This window comes from Geomonas azotofigens, from assembly GCF_018919395.1.
Lineage (GTDB): Bacteria > Desulfobacterota > Desulfuromonadia > Geobacterales > Geobacteraceae > Geomonas > Geomonas azotofigens.
In genome coordinates this window covers 133,126-157,913 of record NZ_JAHLME010000004.1, presented here as the reverse complement: position 1 = coordinate 157,913, position 24,788 = coordinate 133,126, and the positions used below count along the sequence as shown (strand labels likewise).

Annotated in this window: 23 protein-coding genes; 14 read left to right on the top strand and 9 right to left on the bottom strand. The window is 62.4% G+C overall.

What is annotated here, in order from left to right; genetic code table 11:
- Window positions 1–10: 10 nt before the first annotated feature.
- On the top strand, window positions 11–3,661 hold the full coding sequence (locus KOL99_RS14835; protein WP_216511257.1) for a DUF748 domain-containing protein: 3,651 nt from the start codon (window positions 11–13) through the stop codon (window positions 3,659–3,661).
- A 46-nt stretch (window positions 3,662–3,707) separates the two neighbouring features.
- On the opposite strand, the gene KOL99_RS14830 is transcribed toward KOL99_RS14835, so the two are convergent.
- Genes KOL99_RS14830 through KOL99_RS14820 form a run of 3 tightly spaced genes read right to left on the bottom strand, consistent with a single transcriptional unit; the run spans window position 3,708 to window position 5,420 of the window.
- Window positions 3,708–3,869, bottom strand: coding sequence for a hypothetical protein (locus tag KOL99_RS14830; RefSeq protein ID WP_216511256.1), 162 nt, complete (start codon window positions 3,867–3,869; stop codon window positions 3,708–3,710).
- 54 nt (window positions 3,870–3,923) lie between these two features.
- The gene (locus KOL99_RS14825; protein WP_216511255.1) at window positions 3,924–4,343 is read right to left on the bottom strand and encodes a low affinity iron permease family protein; all 420 of its coding nucleotides are present in this window, start codon (window positions 4,341–4,343) and stop codon (window positions 3,924–3,926) included.
- A gap of 60 nt (window positions 4,344–4,403) precedes the next feature.
- Entirely contained in the window at window positions 4,404–5,420 is a 1,017-nt protein-coding gene (locus tag KOL99_RS14820) for a hypothetical protein (protein ID WP_216511254.1), read from the bottom strand.
- A gap of 197 nt (window positions 5,421–5,617) precedes the next feature.
- Here KOL99_RS14820 and KOL99_RS14815 point away from each other — a divergent pair, with 197 nt between their 5' ends.
- Both KOL99_RS14815 and KOL99_RS14810 read left to right on the top strand, forming a co-directional pair.
- Window positions 5,618–6,508, top strand: coding sequence for a LysR family transcriptional regulator (locus KOL99_RS14815; protein WP_216511253.1), 891 nt, complete (start codon window positions 5,618–5,620; stop codon window positions 6,506–6,508).
- 80 nt (window positions 6,509–6,588) lie between these two features.
- Entirely contained in the window at window positions 6,589–7,509 is a 921-nt protein-coding gene (locus KOL99_RS14810; RefSeq protein WP_216511252.1) for an AEC family transporter, read from the top strand.
- Between the two features lie 70 nt (window positions 7,510–7,579).
- Here the strand turns inward: KOL99_RS14810 and KOL99_RS14805 are convergent, their stop codons facing one another.
- The gene (locus tag KOL99_RS14805) at window positions 7,580–8,545 is read right to left on the bottom strand and encodes a hypothetical protein (protein WP_216511251.1); all 966 of its coding nucleotides are present in this window, start codon (window positions 8,543–8,545) and stop codon (window positions 7,580–7,582) included.
- 434 nt (window positions 8,546–8,979) lie between these two features.
- Here KOL99_RS14805 and KOL99_RS14800 point away from each other — a divergent pair, with 434 nt between their 5' ends.
- Window positions 8,980–10,080: an HD domain-containing phosphohydrolase gene (locus KOL99_RS14800; RefSeq protein ID WP_216511250.1), complete on the top strand. Its 1,101-nt coding sequence runs from the start codon at window positions 8,980–8,982 to the stop codon at window positions 10,078–10,080.
- Window positions 10,081–10,162: 82 nt separating this feature from the next.
- On the opposite strand, the gene KOL99_RS14795 is transcribed toward KOL99_RS14800, so the two are convergent.
- Window positions 10,163–13,177, bottom strand: coding sequence for a response regulator (locus KOL99_RS14795; protein WP_216511249.1), 3,015 nt, complete (start codon window positions 13,175–13,177; stop codon window positions 10,163–10,165).
- A 211-nt stretch (window positions 13,178–13,388) separates the two neighbouring features.
- Here KOL99_RS14795 and KOL99_RS14790 point away from each other — a divergent pair, with 211 nt between their 5' ends.
- Window positions 13,389–14,009 (top strand): class I SAM-dependent methyltransferase, encoded by a 621-nt coding sequence (locus KOL99_RS14790; protein WP_216511248.1) that lies wholly within the window; start codon window positions 13,389–13,391, stop codon window positions 14,007–14,009.
- Here KOL99_RS14790 and KOL99_RS14785 read toward each other — a convergent pair.
- Both KOL99_RS14785 and KOL99_RS14780 read right to left on the bottom strand, forming a co-directional pair.
- Window positions 13,982–16,729 (bottom strand): hybrid sensor histidine kinase/response regulator, encoded by a 2,748-nt coding sequence (locus KOL99_RS14785; RefSeq protein ID WP_216511247.1) that lies wholly within the window; start codon window positions 16,727–16,729, stop codon window positions 13,982–13,984. The genes KOL99_RS14790 and KOL99_RS14785 overlap by 28 nt on opposite strands.
- A gap of 153 nt (window positions 16,730–16,882) precedes the next feature.
- Window positions 16,883–17,566 carry a DUF2459 domain-containing protein gene (locus KOL99_RS14780; RefSeq protein WP_216511246.1) on the bottom strand — a complete coding sequence of 228 codons (684 nt, stop codon included), beginning with the start codon at window positions 17,564–17,566 and terminating at the stop codon, window positions 16,883–16,885.
- A gap of 948 nt (window positions 17,567–18,514) precedes the next feature.
- Between KOL99_RS14780 and KOL99_RS14775 the strand changes: the two genes are divergently transcribed.
- From KOL99_RS14775 to KOL99_RS14745, 7 genes are all read left to right on the top strand, one after another.
- Window positions 18,515–19,039: a peroxiredoxin family protein gene (locus tag KOL99_RS14775; RefSeq protein ID WP_216511245.1), complete on the top strand. Its 525-nt coding sequence runs from the start codon at window positions 18,515–18,517 to the stop codon at window positions 19,037–19,039.
- A gap of 68 nt (window positions 19,040–19,107) precedes the next feature.
- Window positions 19,108–19,617: a nitrous oxide reductase accessory protein NosL gene (locus KOL99_RS14770; RefSeq protein ID WP_216511244.1), complete on the top strand. Its 510-nt coding sequence runs from the start codon at window positions 19,108–19,110 to the stop codon at window positions 19,615–19,617.
- Complete coding sequence (locus KOL99_RS14765; RefSeq protein WP_216511243.1) at window positions 19,617–20,105, top strand: nitrous oxide reductase accessory protein NosL; 489 nt, start codon at window positions 19,617–19,619, stop codon at window positions 20,103–20,105. Before KOL99_RS14770 ends, KOL99_RS14765 begins: the two co-directional genes overlap by 1 nt.
- Window positions 20,105–20,419 carry a hypothetical protein gene (locus KOL99_RS14760; RefSeq protein ID WP_216511242.1) on the top strand — a complete coding sequence of 105 codons (315 nt, stop codon included), beginning with the start codon at window positions 20,105–20,107 and terminating at the stop codon, window positions 20,417–20,419. The genes KOL99_RS14765 and KOL99_RS14760 overlap by 1 nt, the downstream gene beginning before the upstream one ends.
- The gene (locus tag KOL99_RS14755; protein WP_216511241.1) at window positions 20,403–21,536 is read left to right on the top strand and encodes an ABC transporter permease; all 1,134 of its coding nucleotides are present in this window, start codon (window positions 20,403–20,405) and stop codon (window positions 21,534–21,536) included. The genes KOL99_RS14760 and KOL99_RS14755 overlap by 17 nt, the downstream gene beginning before the upstream one ends.
- A 10-nt stretch (window positions 21,537–21,546) precedes the next feature.
- Window positions 21,547–22,233, top strand: coding sequence for an ABC transporter ATP-binding protein (locus KOL99_RS14750; RefSeq protein ID WP_216511240.1), 687 nt, complete (start codon window positions 21,547–21,549; stop codon window positions 22,231–22,233).
- Complete coding sequence (locus KOL99_RS14745; RefSeq protein ID WP_216511239.1) at window positions 22,230–23,228, top strand: hypothetical protein; 999 nt, start codon at window positions 22,230–22,232, stop codon at window positions 23,226–23,228. Before KOL99_RS14750 ends, KOL99_RS14745 begins: the two co-directional genes overlap by 4 nt.
- Before the next feature lie 222 nt (window positions 23,229–23,450).
- Here KOL99_RS14745 and KOL99_RS14740 read toward each other — a convergent pair whose 3' ends face one another.
- Complete coding sequence (locus KOL99_RS14740; RefSeq protein ID WP_216511238.1) at window positions 23,451–23,795, bottom strand: cupin domain-containing protein; 345 nt, start codon at window positions 23,793–23,795, stop codon at window positions 23,451–23,453.
- A gap of 213 nt (window positions 23,796–24,008) precedes the next feature.
- Here KOL99_RS14740 and KOL99_RS14735 point away from each other — a divergent pair, with 213 nt between their 5' ends.
- A complete protein-coding gene (locus KOL99_RS14735; protein WP_216511237.1) occupies window positions 24,009–24,173 on the top strand; it encodes a hypothetical protein in 165 nt (54 codons plus the stop codon).
- A 3-nt stretch (window positions 24,174–24,176) separates the two neighbouring features.
- Window positions 24,177–24,422: a hypothetical protein gene (locus KOL99_RS14730; protein ID WP_216511236.1), complete on the top strand. Its 246-nt coding sequence runs from the start codon at window positions 24,177–24,179 to the stop codon at window positions 24,420–24,422.
- 52 nt (window positions 24,423–24,474) lie between these two features.
- On the opposite strand, the gene KOL99_RS14725 is transcribed toward KOL99_RS14730, so the two are convergent.
- The gene (locus KOL99_RS14725) at window positions 24,475–24,783 is read right to left on the bottom strand and encodes a hypothetical protein (protein ID WP_216511235.1); all 309 of its coding nucleotides are present in this window, start codon (window positions 24,781–24,783) and stop codon (window positions 24,475–24,477) included.
- Between the last annotated feature and the right edge of the window lie 5 nt (window positions 24,784–24,788).

The following is a 24,788-nucleotide window of genomic DNA, read 5'->3' as shown; positions in this document are numbered from 1 at the left end:
GAGGTTTCCCTTGCCAAAGCTCAATAGATATCTCCTCATTTCAATCGCAGTACTTGCCGCCCTCATTCTTTTTACTGCCGCGGTACTGCCTATCATCGTAAAAAACAAGGCCATCGCGGCGATCGAGGATGCCACGGGACGCGCCACGCGCATCGGCTCGGTCAGCCTCAACCCGCTCACCCTGCACGTCGCCGTCAGGGACTTCGTGGTGGCCGAGAAGACGGGCCCGCCCCTGATCGCCTTTCGTACCCTGGAGGCCTCGGTCGCGCCGGCATCCATCTTCAAGAGGGCGTTGATCCTCTCGGAGATCACCCTCGACACCCCGACGGTCAACCTGGTCCGGACCGCCCCCAACCGCTTCAACTTCAGCGACATCCTCGAGAGGCAGCCCAAGGAAAAGGAGAACGACCAGAAGGCCCCGCTGCGCTTTTCCCTCAACAACATCCGCCTCAAGAACGGGTCGATCGATTTCGATGACCGCATCGTCGTCGGGGGCAGGAAACACAGCATCCGCAGCCTCGACATCGCGTTGCCGTTCATCAGCAACAGCCCTTACCTGGCGGAGAAGTACATCGACCCGCGGATCTCCGCGGTGGTCAACGGCGCCCCCTTCAGCTTCGCCGGAAAGCTGAAGCCGCTCAGCAAGTCCCTGGAGACCTCGGTGCACATCGGGCTGAAACAGCTGAGCCTGCCCCAATACGTGGCCTACTACCCGGTCAGGCCTCCCGCCGAGCTTACCTCGGGCAAACTGACCGCGGACCTCGACCTCGCCTACCGCATCTCCGCCGACCGCAAGCCGGAGCTGACCCTGAAAGGACTGACCCGGCTGGATGCCGTCGCGGTCGATCTCCCGGGCGGCAAGCCGCTGCTCCGCCTCCCCTCCCTGGAGGTGAAAGCGGCCCGACTGGAGGCGTTGGCCGGGAACTTCCAGTTCCAGTCCATCACCGCGGACGGGCTGGAGCTTTTCGTCGAGCGCGACCAGCGGGGGGAATGGATGTACTCCCGGTTGGTTGCGCCGCAAAAGAAGCCGGAGGAGCCCAAGAAGCCGGCGGAACCCGCGCAAAAGACCACCGTCGTCCTCCCCTACTTCGCCTGCAAGGGGGCCGCGGTGCACTTCCGGGACGACCTGCCCAAGGGAGGCTTCCAGACCACCGTTGCCGACATAGAAGCGACGGTACGAAATTTCAGCACCGCACCGGGAACGGCGGCGAGCTACCAGCTTGCCCTCAAGCCGGACGACGGGGTGACCCTTAAAACGGAAGGGAAATTTTCCACCGCTCCGTTGACCGTCACCTCGACCATCCAGCTCGCGGGGCTTAGGATCCAGCGCGCCTGGCCCTACCTGAGCCCCTACCTGACCGCGCCGGTTCAGGGCACCGTGGCGCTGGCCAGCGAGGTCGGCTACAGCGAGCCCGCCGGGCTGACGCTCCAGAAAAGCAACCTCTCGGTCGCAGGTCTCGCCGCCCGCTACGGCCAGAAGGAAGGCTTCGACCTCGCCTCGCTGCAGGTGAACGACGCCGGCTTCCGCCAAAGCGACAACCACATCGAGATCGGCGAGGTCCGCCTGTCCCGGGGGTCCCTCTCCCTGTCCAAGGAAGCCGACGGCAAGCTGTCGCTCCAATCGTTGTTCGTCGATCAAGCCGCCGCACAGCGAAAGGAGGTCTCCCCCGTAACGTCCTCCTCCCGAAGGGGGGCCTTACCCGTAGCGGCAGCACCGCGAAAGGGGAGCCTGCCCAGCAAAGCGGCGGTATCGCGAAGGGAGATGACGTACCACCTCAAGCAGATCCAACTGGAAAAGCTGAACTTCGCCTTCACCGACAAGACCTTCGAGGAGCCGCCGCGCTTCACCCTGCGCAACACGAACCTCACCCTTGCCAACCTGCAGGGCCCGAAATTCGCACCGGCCCCCCTGCGCTTCTCCGCCACCTACGGCAAGGGGGCGGCCCTCAAGCTGAACGGCACGGTCACCCCGGCTCCCTTCCGCTACCGGGGGAGCGTCGCCATATCCCGGCTCCCCATCTCCGATTTCGAGCCCTACTTCCCCGACACCTTCAACTTCTCGGTGATCGGAGGCTCGCTGGACACGAACATGAACCTCGACCTCGCCCTGAAAGACGGCAAGGCCAAGGGGAACTTCCGGGGCAACGCCGGGGTGCGCGACTTCCACAGCATCGACGCCGTAGGGGACCAGGACCTCCTGAAATGGGAGAGCCTGCAGTTCGACGAGTTCCAGGGGAACTTCGACCCCTTCACGCTGAGCATCCGCGAGGTGGCGTTGAACGACGTCTACTCCCGCATCATCATCAGGAGGGACGGGACCCTGAACCTCCAGGACCTGGTGAAGGAACCAACCACGCTTCCGGCACCCCTCCCGGCAGCAGCACCGGCCGCCCCAGCCGGGGGGAAACCGGTGCCGGCCGCGACCGTTGCCGCAGCGAAGGCGCCGGCACCGCAGCGTCAGGTCTCCGTCGGCAGCGTCACCATCCAAAACGGCACCCTGGCCTTCACCGACAACCACCTGCCCCAGACGTTCAACTCCACCTTCTACAACCTGGGGGGACGGGTCAGCGGGCTGACGTCGGAAGAATCGAAGTTCGCCGACGTGGACCTGCGCGGCAACCTGGAGAACCACTCGCCGATGCAGATCTCGGGGAGGCTCAACCCGCTGCGTGACGACCTCTTCGTGGACCTCAAGATTTCCTTCCGCGACATCGAGCTCTCCCCGGTGACACCATACTCCGGCACCTACCTCGGCTACGCCATCGACAAGGGGAAACTGTTCCTGGACCTCAAGTACCTGATCGAGAGAAAGCAGCTCACCTCAGAGAACAAGGTGTTCATCGACCAGTTCACCTTCGGCAAGAAAGTGGAGAGCAGCCAGGCCACCAGCCTTCCGGTTCGGCTCGCGGTCGCCCTGCTCAAAGACCGCAACGGCGAGATCCATCTCGACCTCCCGGTCACCGGCCGCACCGATGACCCGCAGTTCAGCATCTGGGGCCTGATCGGACAGGTGCTGAAGAACCTGCTGGTGAAGGCGGCCACCTCCCCGTTCGCCCTGCTCTCCTCGCTTGGCGGCGGCGGTCAGGACTTCAGCGTCATCAATTTCCAACCCGGTTCCAGCGAACTGCCGGCAGACGAGGAAAAGAAGCTGACCCAACTGGCCAAGGTCGTCGCCGACCGCCCCGGGCTCAAACTGGAGATCAAGGGATTCGTCGACAAGGGGAAAGACCCGGAGGGGTATCGGCAGGAACTTTTGACCCACAAGGTGAAGAACGAAAAATTCCTCCAGTTGGTCAAGGAGCAGCGGACCAAGGAAGGCGACAGCAGCGAGAACGTTCAACTCTCCGCGGAGGAGTATTCGAAGTTCCTCAAGGCGGTCTACAAGAAGGAGAAGTTTCCCAAGCCGCGCAACGCCCTGGGAATGGTCAAGGACCTGCCTGACAACGAGATGAAAAAACTGATCGTCGCCAACACGGTGGTCGGGGAGAACGAACTGCAGTCGCTGGCGCGGGAGCGCAGCGCCGCCGTGATCAAGTACCTGGTTGCCAAGGGGGGGCTGCCGCCGGAAAAGCTGTTCCAGGCGAGCGACAACATCTACAAGGCACCGGAGAAAGATACCGCGAGCCGCAGCCGCGTCGAATTCAACGCCATCGCGAGGTGACGACCCGGGCGTTTATTGCCGCGGCCACGGCCTTTCTCGGAAGAAACTACCGCTTCTTTTTCTTCTTCCGGCCCCTCTTCACCTGATCGCCATGATCGTGCTGCGGCTCGACGGTCGGCTGCTGATCGCTTTTCATGAACATGAACGGAATGATGACGACGGCGAAGAACGCCAGGATCGCCGCCACGGCAATTAGTGGTGTCGACATAATGTCCCTCCCAACAAGTTAATTGGTCCGTCCGCCGCCGGTAACTGCTACCCGTCACACGGCGGGGGGACTCGCGTATTTTTGTTTTCTCCCCTTGCGCAGGTTGGCGCGCGCATCCTCAGCCAGTTTCAGATAGCTCTCCCGGATGACCTCAAGATCCTTCTCGTCCAGCTCCTCCATGTTCAGGAGCGCATTGTTGGCCCCGTCAAGCGACCGGATGATCTCGTCCAGCTTGAGCTGAATCGCCGCCGAGTCGCGATTCTGGGTGTTCTGGATCACGAAGACCATCAAGAAGGTGATGATGGTGGTGCCGGTATTGATGACCAACTGCCAGGTGTCGCTGAACTTGAACAGCGGGCCGGTGACCGCCCAGACCACGATGATCGCCAGGGCGAAGATGAAGGAGGACGGGTGCCCGGAGGTGTGGGAAGCCCAGGTGGCGAAGCGGCTGAAACGGGACATGTGCTGTTCCATGACTCCTCCTGTTCATTGGAATCGCGGCGTGGCGGGACCCCCTCTCCCTGCTCCCGGCCGTTACTTCGCTCTCCCCTTCCCTGCCGACAGCGGCTTGGCGGCGGGAGCGCCGGCACCCCTTGTCGGCTCGCCGGTGCTGAAATTGCCGTTCGCCTCCTGGTCGCGACGGACGATGGCCGCAACCTCCGCATCGCTCAACTCCGGGTCCTTGCGGGCATCGACCACCACCCAAAGGCCATCCCGCTGCTCGCAGGTGATCAGGAAGGCCCAGTGACGGGACTGGTCGTCGGAAAGGATCATGTGCTGGACGGGAAGGCCGTCGCTGACATTGGGGTCGAGGGACGGATCCTTCTGGTGCACCCGGAAAAACTGCACAGCCGGCCCGGGTTTGCCAAACAGCTTTTCCCGAAGCGCCGTCGCCTGTTCCTTGGTGTAACGGATACGGGTGGTGCGGTACAGATCGTTCAAGGGGCCGCCGTTGGCAAGCGCGGTGATGTACTGACTGGCGGCGCTCCCCGGTCCGTAAGCGGATCCGATCCGGCTCTCCGGAAGTTCCGATACGAAGGAGATCCGGAACGCGACCGGCGTGGTGCTGTCGGTACTGAGGCGGATAAAGCCGCGTGGAGCCTTCCGGATCCGGGCGAGGTCCGTTATCGAGATCATGGACGTTTCGACGAGCTGGGCTCCATTTCGCGGCGACACGCTTTTGCGGGACCAGGGACCCGCCTCCCTACCCGGCAGCTCGATGGCGTCCTCTATCAGGAGCGGGCCGGTCGCCCCGATGCGGATGTAGCCGGGGCCGTCCCCGGCCGCGACAACGTACCAGCTCTTCATGCCGGTCACGATGACGCCGTCCACGGGCGCTCCTCCCACCGGCAAGGCACGGGCGGTGCCGAACGAGTTGTTGGCGGTGGTGACGGTCATCGGCTGGCCGCCCGCCGCCGCGGGAGTGACCGCCTGGTCCGCCTGCACTAAAATCCCCGGCTCCAGCCACCACGCCGTCACCGCACCTGCGCACGGAGACAAGGCGAGCGTAAGCATAATCGCCATCACAACGTCGAGCATCCACCTTCCCATGATTCCCCCTGACATCGCGCGCTTGGCGCGGAACGGTTCACCGCCCTTCGGCAGGCGCAGCATACCACGCGGCGTTAACTACTATCAATGTAAATATGTGAACCTCCCCCAGGCGGATGCCCACCGCCATCACGTATTGCAGGAAAAGTTGATTACGTGTACAACAAAGCACATCAAATTAAACACATGAGGCAATGATGTCCCTGCGCAGCCTTCGCACCCTCACCGCCATCGCCAGCAAGGGAAGTTTCGCCGCGGCGGCGGAACAGCTCTGCCTGACCCAATCCGCCATCAGCCTGCAGATGAAGAACCTCGAGGAGGAACTGGGCGTCCCCCTCTTCGAGCGCACCGGCAGGGGGACCAAGCTGAACCTGAACGGCAAGCTGGTCGTGGAGCGCGCCCGCGAGATCCTCGACCTCTACGACGGCATCAGGACGGAACTGTCACCGGCAGGCGCCATCAGGGGAGTGCTCACCCTCGGCGCGGTCCCCACCGTGATCACCGGGGCGCTCCCCCCGGTCCTGCGGCGCCTGCGCGAGGAGCACCGGCAGATGCAGGTGCGGCTTGTCTCGAGCCTGTCGGCGGATCTGGTGCGGCAAGTGGAGGAGGGGGACCTCGATGCGGCCCTCACCACCGAGCCCCCCTTCGCCGTACCGGCGCAGCACCAGTGGCGGGTCTACGACGAGGAGCCCTTTTTCGTGGTCGCCCCCAAGGGGACCCAAGCCGCCACGGCAGCGGAACTCTTCGCGACCTACCCCTTCGTGCGCTTCGACAAGACCGCGTGGGCCGGCGCCCTGGTCGACGCGCAGCTGCTGGCGCAGGGGATCGCCCCGCGCGAGGTGATGGAGGTCGATTCGCTGGAGGCCGCCACCACCCTGGTGCGCGAGGGGCTCGGGATCGCCGTGGTGCCGCTCAACAGACGACGGCTCCAGGAGGCGCGCAGGTATTTCCTGCTGACGCCGTTTGGGACCCCCCAGCTGGTGCGCAGGGTCGGCATGTACCAAAAGCGCCACCACCCGCGTCTCGCGCTGACCCAACTGGTGCTGGACGGGTTGTGCCGGGAGTGCGGATACGTAAAAAATACTTGAACGTCACCACAGTATTATGAACTTTTTACTCACGTGACCACGTGCTACTCTCGTCCCACCACCACGAGAAGGAGAGTAGCTTGATCACCATCGTGAACGCCCTCACCCCCGTGCTGTCCCTGATCCTCGTCGGCTTCCTGATCAGGCGCGGCGAATTCCTCGCCCCTTCCTTTTGGCCCTCCGCGGAGAGGCTCACCTATTTCCTGCTCATGCCCGCCGCCCTCATCCACAGCCTGGCGGGAAAGAAGATCGGTGCCCTCCCCTGGTTCGGCATCCTCCTCACCGTCGAGGGCGTCGTCGCCGCCAGCGCCATCCTCGTCGTCGCGTGGGGCGCCGCCAACCGGCGCATGGGAGGCGGCGTCTTCACCTCGCTGTTCCAGGGAGGGGTCCGTTTCAACACCTTCGTGGCCCTGGCCCTGGCCGAGAGCCTGTTCGGCAAGGAGGGACTCTTCCTGGCGGCCCTGGGCGCGGGCTTCATGATCGTGCTCATCAACGTCCTCTGCGTCTCCGCCTTCTCCCTGACCGTCGGCGGCACCGCCCGGCTCGACCTCAGGCGCCTGGGCGCCGATCTCGCGCGCAACCCGCTCATCATCGGCTGCGTCCTGGGTATAGGCATCAACGCGTCGGGTTGGCAGCTTCCCGCCGCCATCGACGGGACCATCGACCTGGCGGGGAAAGCGGCCTTCCCGATGGGGCTCATGGCCGTGGGAGCGGCCTACCGGGCCGGCAACCTGGCCCTGCACTGGCGCCCCATGGCGGTGAGTTGCGGCATCCAGTTTCTCTGCAAACCGGCGCTCGCCTGGTGGCTCGCGACGGCCAACGGCCTGACCGGCGCGGCGGCGGGAGCGGTGCTGCTTCTTTTCAGCGTCCCCACCTCGCCGGCCTCCTACATCCTCTCCCGCCAGATGGGGGGCGATCACGACAGCATGGCCTCCATCATCACCGCGCAGACCTGCCTCTCCTTCGTCACGCTCCCGGTCACGATCTGGATGCTGCTCTGAGCTTTGGGCGCAAAAAAACGGGCCTCCCCGTTCGGGAAGGCCCGTCTCAACATCCGTCGCGGTCGCCCTCTTAACCGGCGGCCGGCGCCTTGGCCAGCTCCGACTTCAGGAGCTTGTCGATCTCCTTCTTGAGCAGGCTTTTCTGGTCCTCCGACATCACGGACATCACGCTGCGCTCGATCTTCAGGGACTCCCCTTCGAAGCCAAGCTTGTTCAGCTTGATCAGGTCGTTGGCGAAGATGGCGATGTCCATCTGCTTCACGTCGTCACCCTTCATTTCCTTTTTGACCAGGTTCGCGTACTTCTTGGTGATGGCACTCGCCTGCTGCAGCTGGCTTCTCAGCATCCTGGAGACGTCGATGTCCCTCTTGCTGACGACATCCTCGGACTTGGCCGTGATGATGATCTTCTCGATGTCGTCGCTGACGGCGCTCAGGCGCACCAGGCTGATCTCGGCCTTGCCGTTTTCATCCAGCATGACCGGCATCGAGGCGCCGTCGCCGGAGCTGACGGTGATCTCCTTGCTGGCCAGGGGCAGCTTGATGAACTCGTCCTTCTCGTCAAGCAGCTTCTTCTCGGACTTGATCTCGGTACGCTCGACGCGGCTGTCGGACTCGATGTTCATGAAAGGGTTGAGGCCGGCGAAGCTCGTATCCAGGATGGAGTCGGTGATGCTGTTCGGGATCAACCCCAGCAGGGCGAAATCCAGCACGTTGACGGTGACGCCCACCGGCAGCAGCGCGATCCCGAGGGGCACCTCGTAGAACTCGCGCAGCCCCTGGTAGGGGGTCGAGAAATCGTAGTCGGTCTTCATCTCGTATGACTTCACCCTGAACGCCTTGGAATCCTGGACCGCCACGCTGATCTGCGGCGTGGTCACCAGCGACCCCGTGTTGGCATCGATATCGACCGTGTGGTTCTTCAGATCCCGGATCACCTGGCTCTCCGTGATGGTGCTCACCTTGACATGGTTCGCGCACCCCAATGAAAGCAGACATGACAACACAACCGAAATTTTACCGACTTGCTTCAACATCGAACTCCCTCCTCATCGTCCGCTCATTTAATGATGCTTCTCAAAAAAGCACTACCAGTACGTCTCAAAGATTCACAGCAGGTCCGCGGCTCCCGCTTGAGTCTTGCCGTCATCACGGCGGGCCTCCGCACGTATCGTGAGTATCGCTTTATATACAAAAACAGTTTCCATGGCAAACAGATTCATGCGCAAAACAATAAAATTTGCCGTCCTTTCTGGAGCTTAGCGGCGAAATGGGGTCTATAACCCCCATTGCCGCCTCCTGCCGGCGGCGCCGACGCCAGGATCAACGACGACGGCGCTCCCCCCCCCCTCGCCAGCCCGAGCGGGGGCCATGCCTATTCAAGGGAAATGAAAATCGTCCGATACGGTGCATGGGCGGAAAACTTGCTTCATTATCCGGCGCACAGCATCCTGGAAGGTAGGAGAAGAAGATGTTCGAAAACGTGAAGGTGATCCTGGCGGACGACGACCCCGTCAACCTCGACATGCTCGAGAAGATGCTGCAGCAGTTCGAGTGCACCCTGATCAAGGTCGGCAACGGCCAGGAGGTGATCGACGCCATCTCCGCCCACCCGCAGGTGGACCTGGTGGTCATGGACCTGAACATGCCGGTGCTGAACGGTTACGAGGTGCTGCGCCGGATCAAGCAGGACGTGCACTGGCACGACATACCGGTGGTCGTGGTGACCACGGACGGCACGGAGGTGGCGAGCGTCCTGGAACTGGGCGCCAACGATTTCATCCCCAAGCCGTTCAACCTGTGCGAACTGCGCCACCGGGTCATGAACCAGATCCGCAACAAAAGGCTCGCCGATTTCGCCAGCGACACCAACGCCGTCCTCGAGGTGGAGGTGGCCAAAAGAACGGCCGCCCTGCAACAGGCGCTGGCCAAGGCGCTGCAGACCGAATACGAGATCTCGCTGCGCCTGGGGCGGGCGGCGGAGTTCAGGGATCAGGAGACGGGGTCGCACTTGAAGTGCATCAGCCAGCTTTCCAAGCGGCTGGGGCAGCTGGCGGGGATAGCGCCGGAGCAGTGCGAGACCCTGTACTTCGCCTCGCTGCTGCACGACGTGGGGAAGATCGGCATCCCCGACTCGATACTGCTCAAGCCGGGCAAGCTGTCGCCGGAGGAGTTCACGACCATGAAGGAGCACACCGTGATCGGCGGGAAGATCATGTCCGGGGCCAGGGACTACCCGGTCATCGAGGCAGGGAGGATCATCGCGCTGCACCACCACGAGAAATGGGACGGTACCGGCTACCCGTACGGACTCAAGGGGGAGGAGATCCACATCTTCGCCAGGGTGGTCTCCATCGTGGACGTCTTCGACGCCCTGCTGACCGAGCGGGTCTACAAGAGGGCCTTCAGCATCGAGGAGACCATGAGTATCATGATGGACGAATGCGGCAAGGCGTTCGATCCGCACCTGCTCGGCCTGTTCTCCGCGCATGTCGACGAGTTCCACGCCCTCCAGCGGGGGATCCACGCCGATGCCATCCCCATCACCAGCATCACCGAGATGGTCCGCTAGTCGCCCCACCCGCCCGATTCCCGCGCGCCGGCCGCGCCTGCCCCCCCTTACCCCCGCACGCCTCCCGCCGGACCCCGTCCGGTCAGGGGGCGCGCCGCTCCTTGGTCCGGATCCGCTGCAGTTTCAGGCTCAAATCGACGAGCCGGTACGGTTTCTGGATGAAACCGGCCAACCCCCTGCCGGTGAACCTCTCGGTGATCTCCTGTTCGCTGAAGCCGCTGGAGAGGATCACCTGCACCTGCGGGTCCAGGGAGCGCAAGAGCTGCAGGGCCTGTTCCCCGTCCAGGTGCGGCATGGTGAGGTCGAGGATAACGCAGTCCACCTCGTCCTTTCGCTGTCGGAACAGCTCCACGGCGGCGAAACCGTCCTCGGCGGTGAGCACGCTGTAGCCGAGGCTCTCCAGCATCTCCCGTCCGAGGCTGCGGATCGCCTCCTCGTCGTCGACCAACAGCACCGTGCCGGAACCGCACGCAGGCACCGGGCCGAGCTCCTGTCCCTCGGGCGGTCGGGTCTTGGCCGGGTACGCGGGGAGGAACACCCTGAACAGGGAGCCGCGCCCGGGCGCGCTGTGCACCTCGATGGTCCCCCGGTGCCCACGGACGATCCCGAGGACCGCCGCCATCCCCAGGCCGCGCCCGGTGAACTTGGTGGTGAAGAAGGGGTCGAAGATCTTGGCCAGGGTCTCCTCGTCCATGCCGCAGCCGTCGTCGGCGACCTCGAAGAAGACGTAGACCCCCTCCTGGAGCCGGTCGTTGAGCCACAGCCGGGACAGGTCGGCGCCGGCGAGCTCCCTGCTGCCGGTCCGAATCGAGATCACCCCGTCGCGGTCGCCGATCGCCTCCGATGCGTTGATCACGAGGTTCATGATGACCTGGCGGATCTGGGTCGCGTCCACCTCCAGCGGGGGGAGTTCGGGGGCGAGCTCCAGGCGCATCTGGGCCTTCTTGGAGATGGAGACCTCCAGCATGTGGCTCATCTCCCTGATGATGGCGTTGACGTCCAGCACCTCGATCACGAAGCTTCCCTTCCCGGAGTAGGCGAGCATCTGCTGGGCCAGGTCCGCCGCGCGCCGCGACGACTTCTCGATGTTCTCCAGGTGGGTCCGCAGCGGCGATTCCTGCGGCAGCCTGAGCAGCGCGAGCTCCGCGTTGCCCATGATGGCCATCAGGATGTTGTTGAAGTCGTGGGCGATCCCCCCCGCCAGCACCCCGAGGCTCTCCAGCTTCTGCACGTGCAGGATCTGCGCCTCCATCTGCTTCTTCTCCTGGCCCAGGCGCCGCTCGTCGCTGACATCGCGCCCCACCACCAGCAGGTGCCTCTTCTCCTTGATCAGCAGCCGGGACAGACTGTAGGACATGGCCACGTCCTTGCCGAAGCTGGTGCGCAGGTCGACCTCGCGCACCCGGGCCGCGCCGTCCGCCAGCACCTGTTCGGCAACCTCAAGCAGGCCACTTTCCCGCCACGAGGGGAGCTCGCGGAAATTCTGTGCCTGCATCGCCTCCACGTCCCCCCCGGCGATATCAGCCGTCGCCTGGTTCAACAGGATGCACTGCCCCGACTCGCCGTCGAAGATGCGGATCCCCATGGGGGAGTAGCGCATCAGTGACTCGAACAGCAGCAGGTTCTCGCGCCGCTCCTCCTCGATCTTTCTGTGCTCGGTGATGTCCCTGGTGATCCCGAGCAGCGCCACGATCTCGCCGCGGTCGTTACGGAAGGGAACGGCATGGGTGTCCAGCCAGACCCGTCCCCCCTTGAGCCCGGTCGCCTCGAACACGAGGTTCCCCGGGGTGCCGGCGAAGACGTTCCGGGTCAGCTCGATGAAGGCCTCCCGGTACTCGGGGGTGACCAGCGAATACATGCACTCCCCCTGCACCTGGGCCAACGAATCCGCCTGGATCATGCCCAGCCCCGCGCTGTTCATCATCTGCAGGCGCCCCTCGTGGTCGAGCAGTTTCACGCATTCGGGTTCGGTCTGGATGATGGTGTTCAGAAACGCTTCGCTGCGGGCAAGGGCGTCCTCCCGGGCGCGCAGCTGCTCGGCCATGGCATCGAAGGTCCGCGCCAGGCTTCCCAGCTCTCCTCCCACCACCAGGGTCGCGATCCTGACCTCGGTGTCCCCGCCGGCCAGCCGTTCCGAGGCGTCCTCGAGCACCCGGATGCGATCCCCGATGCAGCGTTTCCCGATCAGGATGGCACAGCCGCAGGCCAGCAACAGTACCGACGAAAGCAACCCGATGCCGTAGGTCAGCGCGCGGCTGGCTTGGCGGGTCGCGGTATCGACCGGGATGCCGGCGGTTACGTACATGTAGGGGGTGGCCTCCCCCGGCAGCCGCAGCTTCCAGTAGGAGATGATCCTGCGGTCCCCCTGGAGACCCGCCCTGATCTCGGTGCCGCTCTCCGGTCCCTGCTGGATCTTGCGGAAGGGGGCCGGCGGGTAGGGCTTGCCGACGTAACGCTCGTGGTCCATCCCCCGGGCCAGGATGATCCCCTTGTGGTCCAGTATCACGAAGGTGGCCCCGGGAGGGAGGTTCATCTGCTGCAGTAAGTGCTGGTAGTTGCCGATGTTGATGCTGACCCCGATCACCCCCGCGCCCCTCCCCCCCTTGTCCTTCAACGGGTAGCCGAGGTTGAAGATGGGCTTGGTGATGATCCGGCTCACGATGTACTCGCCGGAGGAGAGCCTGCCACTGGCCATGGCCGCCATGAAGAAGCGCCTGGCGCTGACGTCGAGGGGCTGGTTCATCGGGACCGCCGTCGCCCACACCCTCCCCCGCGCGTCGGAGATGGTGATGTTGCCGTACATCGGGTTCAGCTTGAGCAACTCCCTCAGGATCGGCTCCACCTTGGCCTTGTCCCGGTCCCCCACCTCGGGGAGTTGCGCCAGGGAGGTCATCAGCTGCTCGGCCGCCACCACGAGGTTACGCTGCTCGGCCGCGATCCTCTCGCTCAGCTGCAGGGTCTCATGCCGGGCCTCCACCAGCATGGCGTTACGGAACTCGATTCCGGAATAGAGGATGACCCCGGCAGCGGGCAAGGCGACGACGAAGACGATGAGGAGCAGCAAAAAGCGGATCGATAGCGAGGATGGACGGAACATCAGGCCTCTCTTCATTCAAGGATACGGTCATTGACAAAGCAATAGAAAAAGCCGTATTTATCTTAGCAGAAATTAAAGCAACCACGCATGTGACATTGCGAAGCAGACGCTGCCAGATGTCATCCCCGCGCCGGGATCAACCAGTCTGCGCCGGCCGCGTTGTCAATAACGGCACACGCCAACACTGTGCCCCACGGCGCGAGGTGCCATGATGAACATCTACACTGAGTTTTGTCTGCCGCATCTCACCAACTGCGTCTGCGGGCTCGAGCCGCTCAACCGGCAACGGGAACTGATCGTCCCGCTGGCACGGGGTCGCGTGCTGGAGGTGGGGATGGGAACCGCCTTGAACCTCCCCTTCTACGACAGGGAGCGGGTGACTTGCCTGTGGGGGCTGGAGCCGTCGCCGGGGATGCGCAGGGCGGCGCGGACCAACGTGCGGCAAAGCGGCATGCCGGTGCGCTGGCTCGACCTGCCGGCCGGCGCCATCCCGCTTGAAGATGAGAGCGTCGACACGGTGCTGTCGACCTTCACCCTGTGCAGCATAGCTGACCTGCGTGGGGCGTTGGCGGAGATGCGGCGCGTGCTCGCGCCGGGAGGAAGGCTTCTTTTCTGCGAGCACGGCGCCGCCCCCGACGCGAGGGTGCTGCATTGGCAGCGGCGCATCACCCCCTGGTGGCGGCGCGTCGCCGGCGGCTGCCGCCTGGACCGCCCGATCCCGCAGCTGATCGAAGGGTCGGGGTTCCGGGTGGTCGCGCTCGACGCGCGCTACATGGAGGGGGTGCCCAGGCTGGCTGGATATACCTATCGCGGCTGGGCGGAAAAGGGGTGATTCATGCCCGCGCCTCGTCCCACATGGTCGCCCCCCTCACCCCCCTTGGCCAGCGTGGTCCTCAGGACGTCGCGCAGGGCCGAGAGTTTGTACGGCTTCTGGACAAAAGCGGCCACCCCCTGCCCCATGAATTTCCGGGTCACCTCGTACTCGCTGAAGCCGCTGGACATGATGATGCGGGCGTCGGGATCGATCCGGCGCAGTTCCCTGAAGCACTGCTCGCCGTCCATTAACGGCATGGTGAGGTCGAGCACCACCACGTCGATGTCGTCTCTCGAAGCGTAGAGCTGCACCGCCTCGCGCCCGTCCGCGGCGGTGACCACCTCGAAACCGAGCTCGCGCAGCATGTCGCTGCCGATACCCCGGACCGTCTCCTCGTCGTCGACCAGCAGGGCGATACCCTCGCCGCGCCAGGTCTCGTCCCGCGTCGCACACGACTCGCGGTCGGCGGCCATCCCGACCGAGCGCGCGCTGGCCGGCAGGAGTACCTTGAAGTTGCTCCCCTTGCCCGGCTCGCTGTAGACCTTGATCGCCCCCTGGTGGCCGCGGATGATCCCCAGCACCGCCGCCATGCCGAGTCCCCGGCCGGTGAACTTGGTGGTGAAAAAGGGATCGAAGATCCTGGCGAGGGTCTCCTTGTCCATGCCGCAGCCCGAATCGGAAACCTCCAGGAACACGTAACGCCCAGCCGGGACCGGGTCGGTCAGCCAGGCGTCGAGCAGGTACTCCGTGCCGCAGTCCATGCTGCCGGTCCTCACCGAGATCACCCCGGTGTTGTCGCCGATGGCCTCGGAGGCGTTGATGACCAGGTTCATGATGATCTGGCGGATCTGGGTGGCGTCCACCTCCACCAGCGGCAGGGGGCGGCGCAGGTCGTAGCGCAGGGACGCCTTCTTGGAGATGGAGACCTCCAGCATGTGCCCCATCTCCTCGACCAGGTGGTTCAGGTCGGTCGGCTCGATGACGAACGTCCCTTTGCCGGAGTAGGCCAGCATCTGGCGGGCCAGGTCCGCCGCCCTGAGCGCGGCCTGCTCGATCCGCTTCAGGTTTTCCAAAACCGCCGACTCAGGGGCAATCCGCATCAGGGCCAGGTCGGCGTTGCCGATGATCGTGGTGAGGATGTTGTTGAAATCGTGGGCGATGCCGCCGGCCAGCACACCCAGGCTCTCCAGTTTCTGGGCATGCAGCAACTGCTGCTCCATCTTTTGCCGTTCGGCCTCGGCGCGCTTGGCGCTGGTGATGTCTTCGACCACCTCGATGAATCCGGACTGCTTCCCCCCTCCCCGCAACGGGACGGTATGGATCCTCACCGTGACCGGGCTGCCGTCACCCCGCACCCCTTCCGACTCAGCGACGGCGACGCCACCCTCCTCGATGGAGATGCTGCCGGGACAGCGGGGACACTTGGTGTCCCGATGCTCGAACTCCTCGTAGCAGACCCTCCCCACGTACCACTCGGCCGGCTGCCCCAGCAACTCGGCCTGGGCCCGGTTTATCATCCGGATGCGGTTGTCGGGGCCGATCAGGGTGATCCCCAGGGGGACGTTGTCGACCAGCGTCTTGTAAAGGGTCTCACTCTCGTGCTGCCTGGACTCGGCCCTGCGGCGTCCGATGATGGCGTTGGCGAGCAGCGCGGAAATGGTCGCGAACAGCAACAGCAACCCCAGTATGGACCAGAAGGCCCGCTTGTTGATCGAGTACGCCTTCTTGGGGAGGTTGATGACGGTGCTGTTGGGCGGCAGCTTCTTCTCGCTGATGCCGAACCTCTCCAGCTGTTGATAGTCGAAGATCAGCTTGTTGGCCTGGTGGTTCTGTACGGGGATCGATCTCGGCGCTTCCCCTTTCAGCACCCGCAGCGCCAGCTCCGCCCCCAGTTCCCCCTGGGCCTTGTTGCTGATCAACTGACCGCCGACGATCCCCTTGCCGATGAAGAAGGACCAGAAGGAATAGATCGGCGCCGCGGTGGCTTCACGGATCCGCTTGATGCTGTCGTCGGGGAGGAGCGCGAAGCCGCTTTTGTCCTTGACGAAGCTGTAGATGAACACGAGGCGGTCGGCGGGGAGCTTTTGGAACCTGGCCGTCAGTTCCTCGATGGGGACGTCGTCCCAGAACGTGAAGCGCGCCCGCTTCGCGTACCCCGGCTCCAGGAGTTTCAGCTCCTTGCGGACGCTTTTGCCGGTCTCGTTCTGGGGGCTGCCGACGAAGATCAGTTCCCGTGCGCCGCTGTGGAGGGAGAGCGCGATGTCGATGGTCTGCAGGAAGGAGGGGTGCTCGGTGACGCCGGTGATGTCGGCATCTCCCGCGATCATGTCCGGGGTGAAGTCGTTGATGCCGCAAAAGACGACGGGGAGGCCGGCGAAGAAGTCGCGCCTGTGGCGCTCGACGAAATTGAGAGCGTCGTTGTCGGCGGCGAGGACCAGGTCGAACCTTTTGTTGGCGAGCTTGTGGCGAAAGACGGTGTCGAGAATTTCGGTGAGGTAGACCGGATCGGAGTACTGCTTCGCGTCCAGGTATTCGAACTGGAGCTGGACCTGGCCGGGATGCGCGTTGAATACCGCCAGCATCCCCTCGGTTTCTTCAGCCGTTACCCTGAAGTGCGGATCGTACGAATGCAGCACCAGCACTTTTTGGACTGCGGTAGCATCGGCGGTGACTGGTATAAACAGAAGAGACAATAGACAAAGGCACAAGGTGAGATACGGCAGGATTCTTTTAGCCATTCAACGCTCCATCGCTCAGACTAAATGGCATGTGAATTCGGGGTTACCTCCCGGCCTTTCAGAGAGTTTTCCGGAGACGCCGCCTGCAGAAATATTACCAGATTTCTCTAAAGAACAAGGTGTGGAATTTCGAAAGGTTACTTTCCCGCCTCCCTACTCTGACGGCCGCAGCCTCAGGTACTCCTTCCTGGCGTCTTTCGCCTGCCTCATCACGCCGGCCGAGCGCAGGGTGAAGACCGTGTCCATGGGCACCCCGCCGCTTGCCAGCACCTTCGCGGTCCAGGTGTTGCAGGTATGGGTGATGAGGTAGGAACCCTCCCCCTTGAAGAACCTGTTTTCCCGGTGCGCCCCTCCCTTCAACGGGTAGGGGCGGCGCGCCGCGTCGAGTTTGAAGCTGGCGCGCAGTTGGTCCTTCAGGTGCTTCAACCCGGTTGGCGACAGTTTGAGTTCGACTAGGTCGGCACCGGGGAACTGCCCAGCCGGCTCGGCCGGCATGGAGAAGACATGCATGACGCTAGGGTTTCTCCAGCACACCGCCTTGAGGAAGATGGGGGCCGTGACCTTGTCAGCCTGGTAGAACTCCGCCTCCCCCCAGCCGAACTCGTAGTAGCGGCCAGGCCGCAGGTACTCCCTGACGAAGCCCAACTCCTCGCCCAGGTCGTCATTGGAGAGCGCGATCCCCGCGTGCCAGCCGTGGGCGATCACGTAAATGGAGCGTTCCTCCCCCCTCGTCGCCGGCAGGTAGTTCCATTTTCTCCCTGCGGCACATCCGCTCAGGAGCAACGCCAGCAACACCAGCCATGTCACCGCCCCCCATCGCCCCACTGGCTTTACCATGTGAACCTCCCTGACACCAAGGGGTCATATTACCAAGGTGTTTGCAAGCGTCAACGCCGGCGCGACGCGCTCACACATTCAACCGCCCCCTGTCATTACTTCCGCACCAGACGAACCAGCATGAGGACGTGTTACTAAAAAGGATTTGACATTCAACCCTCTGAATGTATATTGAGCCACCTGAAGAGCGAACCTGCAGGACCATTGCAAGGGGTGCACTGAGTTACCCTCTGAGAGAACGTGACCGTTATGACAATGGTTATGAGACATACCTCCATGCCTCGCGCGCGGCGCCTGCTAGCGACGTTCCTGTCGGTGATCTACCTGCTGATAGCCTGTGGTCCGCTTGGCAATCTCGCCATGCTTTCCAATCAAGCGGTCCATGCCCGTACCGGTGAATGCTCGGGCGACTGCTCCATCTGCGGATGCTCGCCCGAGAGCAGAGCAGCGCAGACCTGCTGCTGCAGTCAAAAAAGGCAGCTGCAGGCGCAAGAAGATGCCACCCCCGCCTGCTGCAAAAAAAAGCCCGTCAGCAAAAGAACGTTCATAGCCTCATGCGGCTGCCCCTGCGGGGACGACCAGGCTGTCGCTGAGTCGACCCTTTCCTGCAATGAGGTGCTCCCCTATTACTTCACCGGGCATTCGGTTATTTTCCTGGCAGAGCACCGACACCCGAGCCACCCCGCGCAATTTTATTCGCGTTTTTCTGACCCGCCCGATCACCCTCCGCGACAGGCATAATCCTTACCGTACTTCTGACCGTTGAGTATGCCGCCCGCTATGCCCGCTCCTCCGCTGATACCCGCGGAACGGCGCCACAGGGCACCGGTGCGCCATTCTCCGCACGCCCCAACAAAGACACTGGTTGTACCAGTTCGTCCCGTGAGCAGATCCGGGAGTTGGTCCAGGTGCCGGCGACTTACGTCATAATTCCGCAGGAGGCCCCTGATGAGAATCGTGATTTTAGTGGCGGCGTGCCTCGCCTTTTTAACCGGATGCGAGAGTACCGTCGACACAAAAATCGGAGCATTCGCACCAGCGATTGCAGGCGTTGACATCAATGCTGAGCCGGTGCACCTCCACCGGCTCAAGGGCAAGATCGTTGTCATCTATTTCTGGACCAATTCCTGCTGCGGCGACAACGTGAAGCAACTTGAGCCTCTTTACCAACGGTACTCCCACGACAGGTTCGCAATGGTGGCTATCGCCGGGTTGTGTTCGAAAGAAGAAGTTGCCGCTTATGCCAAGAAGCACGCCATTACCTTCACTATGCTGGCAGACGAAGGGGCAGGCATGTCGAGGCAGTACCAGGTTCTTGGATTTCCGACAGTTTTCATCCTCGACAGCAACGGTATCATCCGGGAGAAAATTTTGGGTGCAGTCCGGACTGAGACGCTTCAAAAACTCGTCGATCGGCAGTTCCGTATCCGGAAGGCCGTCGACGCCGGCCATGACAAGGCCAATCCGCGGTGATGCGCAACGGCTAACGGTCCCTGCGCTCAGCATCTTTTGTCGACCTTCTCAACTGCATGGAGGCAGTCATGAAAAAGCTTAGTTTCGTTCTCATCCTGTTACTCAACCTGGTCGGTGCAGCCTCTGCGTCCCACCTCGATATAGAGAGCCATCCGTCCTGTGCCTATTGCGGTATGGATAGGGGGAAATTCGCCCACAGCAGGGTCCTGATAGAATACGACGACGGCACCTCGTTTGGCGCTTGCAGCCTGCACTGTGCGGCGGTGGACCTTGCCAACAAGATCGACAAGGCGCCAAAGACGATAACGGTCGGGGACTATCGCACGAAGACGCTGATCGATGCGGAAAAAGCCGTGTGGGTCCTTGGCGGCAAGAAAGCGGGAGTCATGACTGGGAACGCCAAATGGGCCTTCGCGGAAAAAGGCGCCGCGGAGGAGTTCATCCAGGAGAACGGCGGAGCTGTGGTGACCTTCGATGAAGCAATAAAGGCAGCGTACGAAGACATGTACCGCGACACCAAGCAGATCCGCGAACGGCGCAAGATGAAGAGGTCGCAGATGCAAAAAGGTGGGCAGTGATGGTTGGCAAGCTCCCGTCAACGCTGGCCTTGCTTCTCGCCCTCATCTCTGCCGGAGCAGCGCTTGCCGGTACCGCCGACCTGAAGCCCCACAAAATCGGCCCCAAAGACAAGTGCCCGGTTTGCGGCATGTTCGTTTCGAAATTCCCTGATTTCGCCGCGGAAATCCAGTTCAAAGACGGAGCAGTCGTACATTTCGACGGAGCCAAGGACATGTTCACGTACTATCTCAACCTGTCCCGCTACGCACCCGGCAGGAAAACGGCCGACATTGGGGCGGTCTTCGTCACCGACTACTATGACCTGGCCAAGGTGGACGGGCTCTCCGCCCATTACGTCGTGGGCAGCGATGTCTACGGCCCGATGGGACGTGAGCTCATTCCCTTCGGCAGCGAGTCCAAGGCGGGCGACTTCCGGAAGGACCACCGGGGCAAGAGGACAATCCGCCTCCGCGACGTCACCCCGATCCTGCTGAAGCAACTCGACTGATGGCACCGCGTCGCTCCACCATTTTCCTGGGGACGGTTGCCGGGCTGTCGCTGGGCCTGGCAGGGATGCTCCTGCATGCCGCGGCCCAGGAGCGGGGGGCGCGACAGGCGCTTGCCCGCAAGGGGGCCCTGGTGAGACAGCTGCATCTCACCGATCTCTGCCTTTGCACCGAGGCCAGCTACACCCGGCATCCGAGCATGACGGATTTCCCGACGCCCTTCCAGGACGCGCCGATGTCATTTGAGCACTTCCCGACCGGCGCGGTGATCCAACCTCCTCCGCATTTGGTGACACGACATGGCGCACATGATTGAACGGCACCGGCATATCATCGATTTCACACTGGCCACGCTCTTGCGCCGCAAGGGGAAAAATGGCGGGCTGCTGCTGGTTTACACCCTGATCATCTTCGTCCTCGCATCGGTTATCTTCTTCACCGAGGCGATCAAGCGCGAGGCGATGCTGGTGCTTCGAGACTCTCCCGAGATAATCGTTCAGCGCACCCTGGCCGGGCGCTACCAGACCGTTCCCATTTCCTGGTGCGACGGGATAGGCAGCATCAGGGGAGTCAGTTCGGTACAACCACGTCTATGGGGCTACCACTTCGACCGAACCCGGCGTGCCAACTACACCTTCATGGTGCCAGCCCAAGCCCCTCCTCAATCAGGCCACGTGGACCTCGGCTCTGCAGTCGCACGCATTCAGGGCGCCACGGCCGGGGACACCATAGCCCTCCAGGGGCACGATGGCGCGCCCCGCGCTTTCACGGTCAGGAAAGTCCTGGAAAGCGAGTCGCAACTGTTGACGGCTGATTTGATCCTGATCTCGGAACGCGATTACCGCGATTTCTCAGGTCTTCCGGCTGGCCAGGCCACGGACCTCGTGCTGCAGGTGCGCAATCAACGGGAGTACGCCACCATCGTCGAGAAGATCGCCAGGATGCACCACGACGCCCGCCCGATCCTGCGCAGCGAGATCCTGCGCACCTACGACGCGGTCTTTGACTGGCGCTCTGGGGTGATGATCGTCATCTTCAGCGCCGCGGCACTGGCGTTTTTGATCTTTGCCTGGGACAAGGCGACCGGACTTTCGGCCGACGAGCGCACAGAGATCGGCATCCTGAAAGCGGTGGGCTGGGAGTCGTCCGACATCCTCCTGATGAAATTCTGGGAAGGGACCGCCATATCTCTTACCGCCTTCATGGTCGGCACCATCCTCGCCTATGTGCATGTATTCCTCACCTCAGCGACCCTTTTTGCACCGGTACTCAAAGGGTGGTCCACCCTCTACCCTTACTTCCGCCTCACGCCCTGGCTCGATTTCCGGCAGGTGGCCACGCTTTTCCTGCTGACCGTGGTTCCCTACACCATAACCACCATCGTCCCCTCCTGGAGGGCGGCAACCATCGATCCCGACGTGGTGATGCGCTAAAGGAGGCCGTGTGATTTCCGTACGCAACGTCAGCAAGGTCTTCAACGCCGGACGCCCCAACGCGGTCACCGCGGTAGGCGGTGTTTCCCTTGATGTGCGCATGGAGGAAACCACCCTTTTCAAGGGACCGAGCGGCTCCGGGAAAACCACGCTGCTCGGACTGATTGGCTGCATGGCCCGACCGAGCGCGGGCCGCATATTCCTCAACGAGCGAGAGATCACCAGCCTGCCGGAGCGCTTCCTGACCGACATCCGCCGCGCCACGTTCGGGTTCATCTTCCAGCAGTTCAACCTGATCAAGGGGGTCTCGGCCCTGGAAAACGTGATGCTCCCCGCCTACCCTACCGGAGAGAAGTTTTCCAGGCTCCGCGGCAGAGCGATGGCAACGCTCGCCATGCTCGGTCTCGAACAACGCGCGGAGGCAAAGATCGAATGGCTCTCGGGGGGGGAAGCGCAGCGGGTGGCGATTGCCCGCGCCCTCATCAACAACCCGGCGGTTGTCATCGCCGATGAACCGACCGCGCATCTGGACACCAAGCTGTCGCTTGAGTTCATCGGCATCATGAGGGAACTCAAGTCCAGGGGGACCACCATCATCATTGCCAGCCACGATCCCATCGTCTGCGATTCCGGCCTGGCCGGGCAGGTGGTGGAATTGCGCGACGGCCGTATCGTCGCCGGGGGAGCGGCGCCATGATTCTCCACCCGAGCATCCTGGCGCTACTGGTTTCCTCGCTGCTGATCAGCCTGGTCACCCTCTACGCGTGCGGATACGGCGTCCTCATCCTGCGCCGGTGGGACATCACCAACGGCAGCGAATTGCAACTTGGCTTGGAGCGCAGCACCTACCTGATCACGACCATGGTCCGCTACCTCCTGGCCTTCCAGTCAGTATCCTTGTTTCTCTATTTACGGACGGCGGACAGCATCTATCCCCTGTTCACGGGGGCCATGTGCGCGGCCGGCGCCCTGTCCGCCCATTGGTTGGGCTACCCAGTCCTCCTGTTGAAGCTGACCTCGTTCTTCCTGGGGGGGATCTGGCTGATCCTGAATCACGCCGACGAGCAGGGGTACGACTACCCACTGATCAGGCCCAAGTACCTCCTGCTGTTGCTGATGGCACCGCTCATCATGATTGAAACAGTGGCCCAGGCTGCTTATTTCGCGGGGCTGCGGCCCGACACCATCACCTCGTGCTGCGGCAGCCTCTTCAACAGCAGCGCGTCCGGCATCGGGCCAGGGGTCGCCTCGCCCCCTCCCCTCCCGATGCTGGCGCTGTTCTACACCAGTGCCAGCGTAACCGTGGCAGCAGGGGTGCGGTTTTGCATGAGGAAAAGGGGGGGATACCTCTTTGCGGGCATGAGCGCGGCCCACCTCGTGATTACCCTCGTGGCTGTCGTGTCCGTCATATCGCTCTACTTTTACGAATTGCCGTCGCACCACTGCCCGTTTTGCCTGCTGCAAAGGGAGTATGGATACGCCGGCTACCCGCTTTATCTTGTAATCTTGGCAGCGGCACTCTCTGGTATTGGCGTCGGGGTTTTGCATCCCTTCCGCCACTGTACCAGTCTGCGTGAGCTCCTGCCCACCCTGCAGCACAGGCTTGCGCTGATTGCGCTGACGGCACTGCTTATCTGCAGCGGCGCAGTAACCTGGAAGATCCTCGCCTCCAGCCTGAGGCTGGGAGGCTGAAAAGCATGTAGTGTCTTCACCTCGGAGCTGTTGGCGGCTTCGGGGGCAATCGCAACCCCTAAACAATGGAGGTAGGTCATGCAGAAAGTACAAAGGGCGGCAGTTCTGGTTGCACTGGTCCTGGCGGTTGGCTCGACAGCGGCTCTGGCTGCGCCCCGTGGGTGCGGCGGTGCCGGGTGCGGTAGCGCGGGCTGACCGAAAGCTTCGGATTTTGACTGAAGCCTACTCCTGCCTCACGATATCCACCGAGATCTCAACTGCCGGAATCGATCCTCGGTTCTCAAGCCAGTGCGTGGTGTTCCGGTCCTCGGGCCAGCCCACTCCCGGCCCGTACTCCGTAGCGACTCCATCTCGATGGTCGGTGATGGTTCCTTGCAGGATATAGACGGTGCCTGGCCTGTCTTTATGGTCGTGAAGCGGGCCGAAAACGCCTCCGGGCTCGATAGTCACCTTGCGCATGCGCAGTTGGCGCCCTGACATCCCCTCGATCTCCGGACCTAGGTCCACCGTAGCAAGCAACTGCACCGTAACCCCTTTCGTTTCAGGCACCACCTGTTCGTTTTTCATGGTCCAGCCCTCTTTGTCTTAATCCGGGTAGAGTCGTATTGCAGTGGATTTAATTATCCCGTACAACGGCTGGAAGTTCACCTGCCGGAAGTTGTCGGTCCAACTTTTTTATAGGAATCCCTTCCTCCGCGCCCCGCACATTAATAGTTACATAAGCAACCTACCTGCCTGACGATTCAAACGGTGCGACCGATGATTCAAACGGTGCGACCGATGAATCATACGGTGCGTCCGATGAATCATACGGTGCGACCGATGAATCATACGGTGCGACCGATGATTCAAATGGTGCGTCCGATGATTCAAATGGTGCGTCAGATTAATCATACGGTGCGACCGATGATTCAAATGGTGCGTCCGATGATTCAAATGGTGTGACCGATGATTCAAATGGTGCGTCCGATGATTCATACGGTGCGGCAGATGAATCAAACGGTGCGGCAGATGATTCATACGATGCGACAGATGAATCAAACGGTGCGTCAGATGAATCAAACGGTGCGACCGATGATTCATACGATGCGGCAGATGATTAAAACAGGGCGTCAGATGAATCATACGGTGCGACGGACGATTCAAATGGTTCGTCCGATGATTCAAACGGTACGTCCGCCAGTGGGGGGATGAAAAAAGGGCGTGTAAAGGATTTTGTGTAAATGGTCATTAGGGGTAAAACAACTTATCCTAAGGAGCTGCCATGACCATGGGGAGGGGCCGCCGGAGAGCGGAAGTGAGGCTGAAAAAATATGAAGCTATCCTCCGAGCTGAGCTGCCGGATATTCAGCCGTTCCACGCGCTTTTCGCGCTGTTTCAGATCGGCCTCCGCGCGGGCCCGGCTGCCTGTTTCCCTAAGGGTACGGTCGTACTCGGAGCCGAACCGACCGCGCAGCCCAGCAGTCTGCCGCTGCTGAAACAGGGCGAACAATGCAATTGCCAGGACAATTACGACGACGCCTACCACGATCATGATAAGTGTACTCTCGTCCATACCGA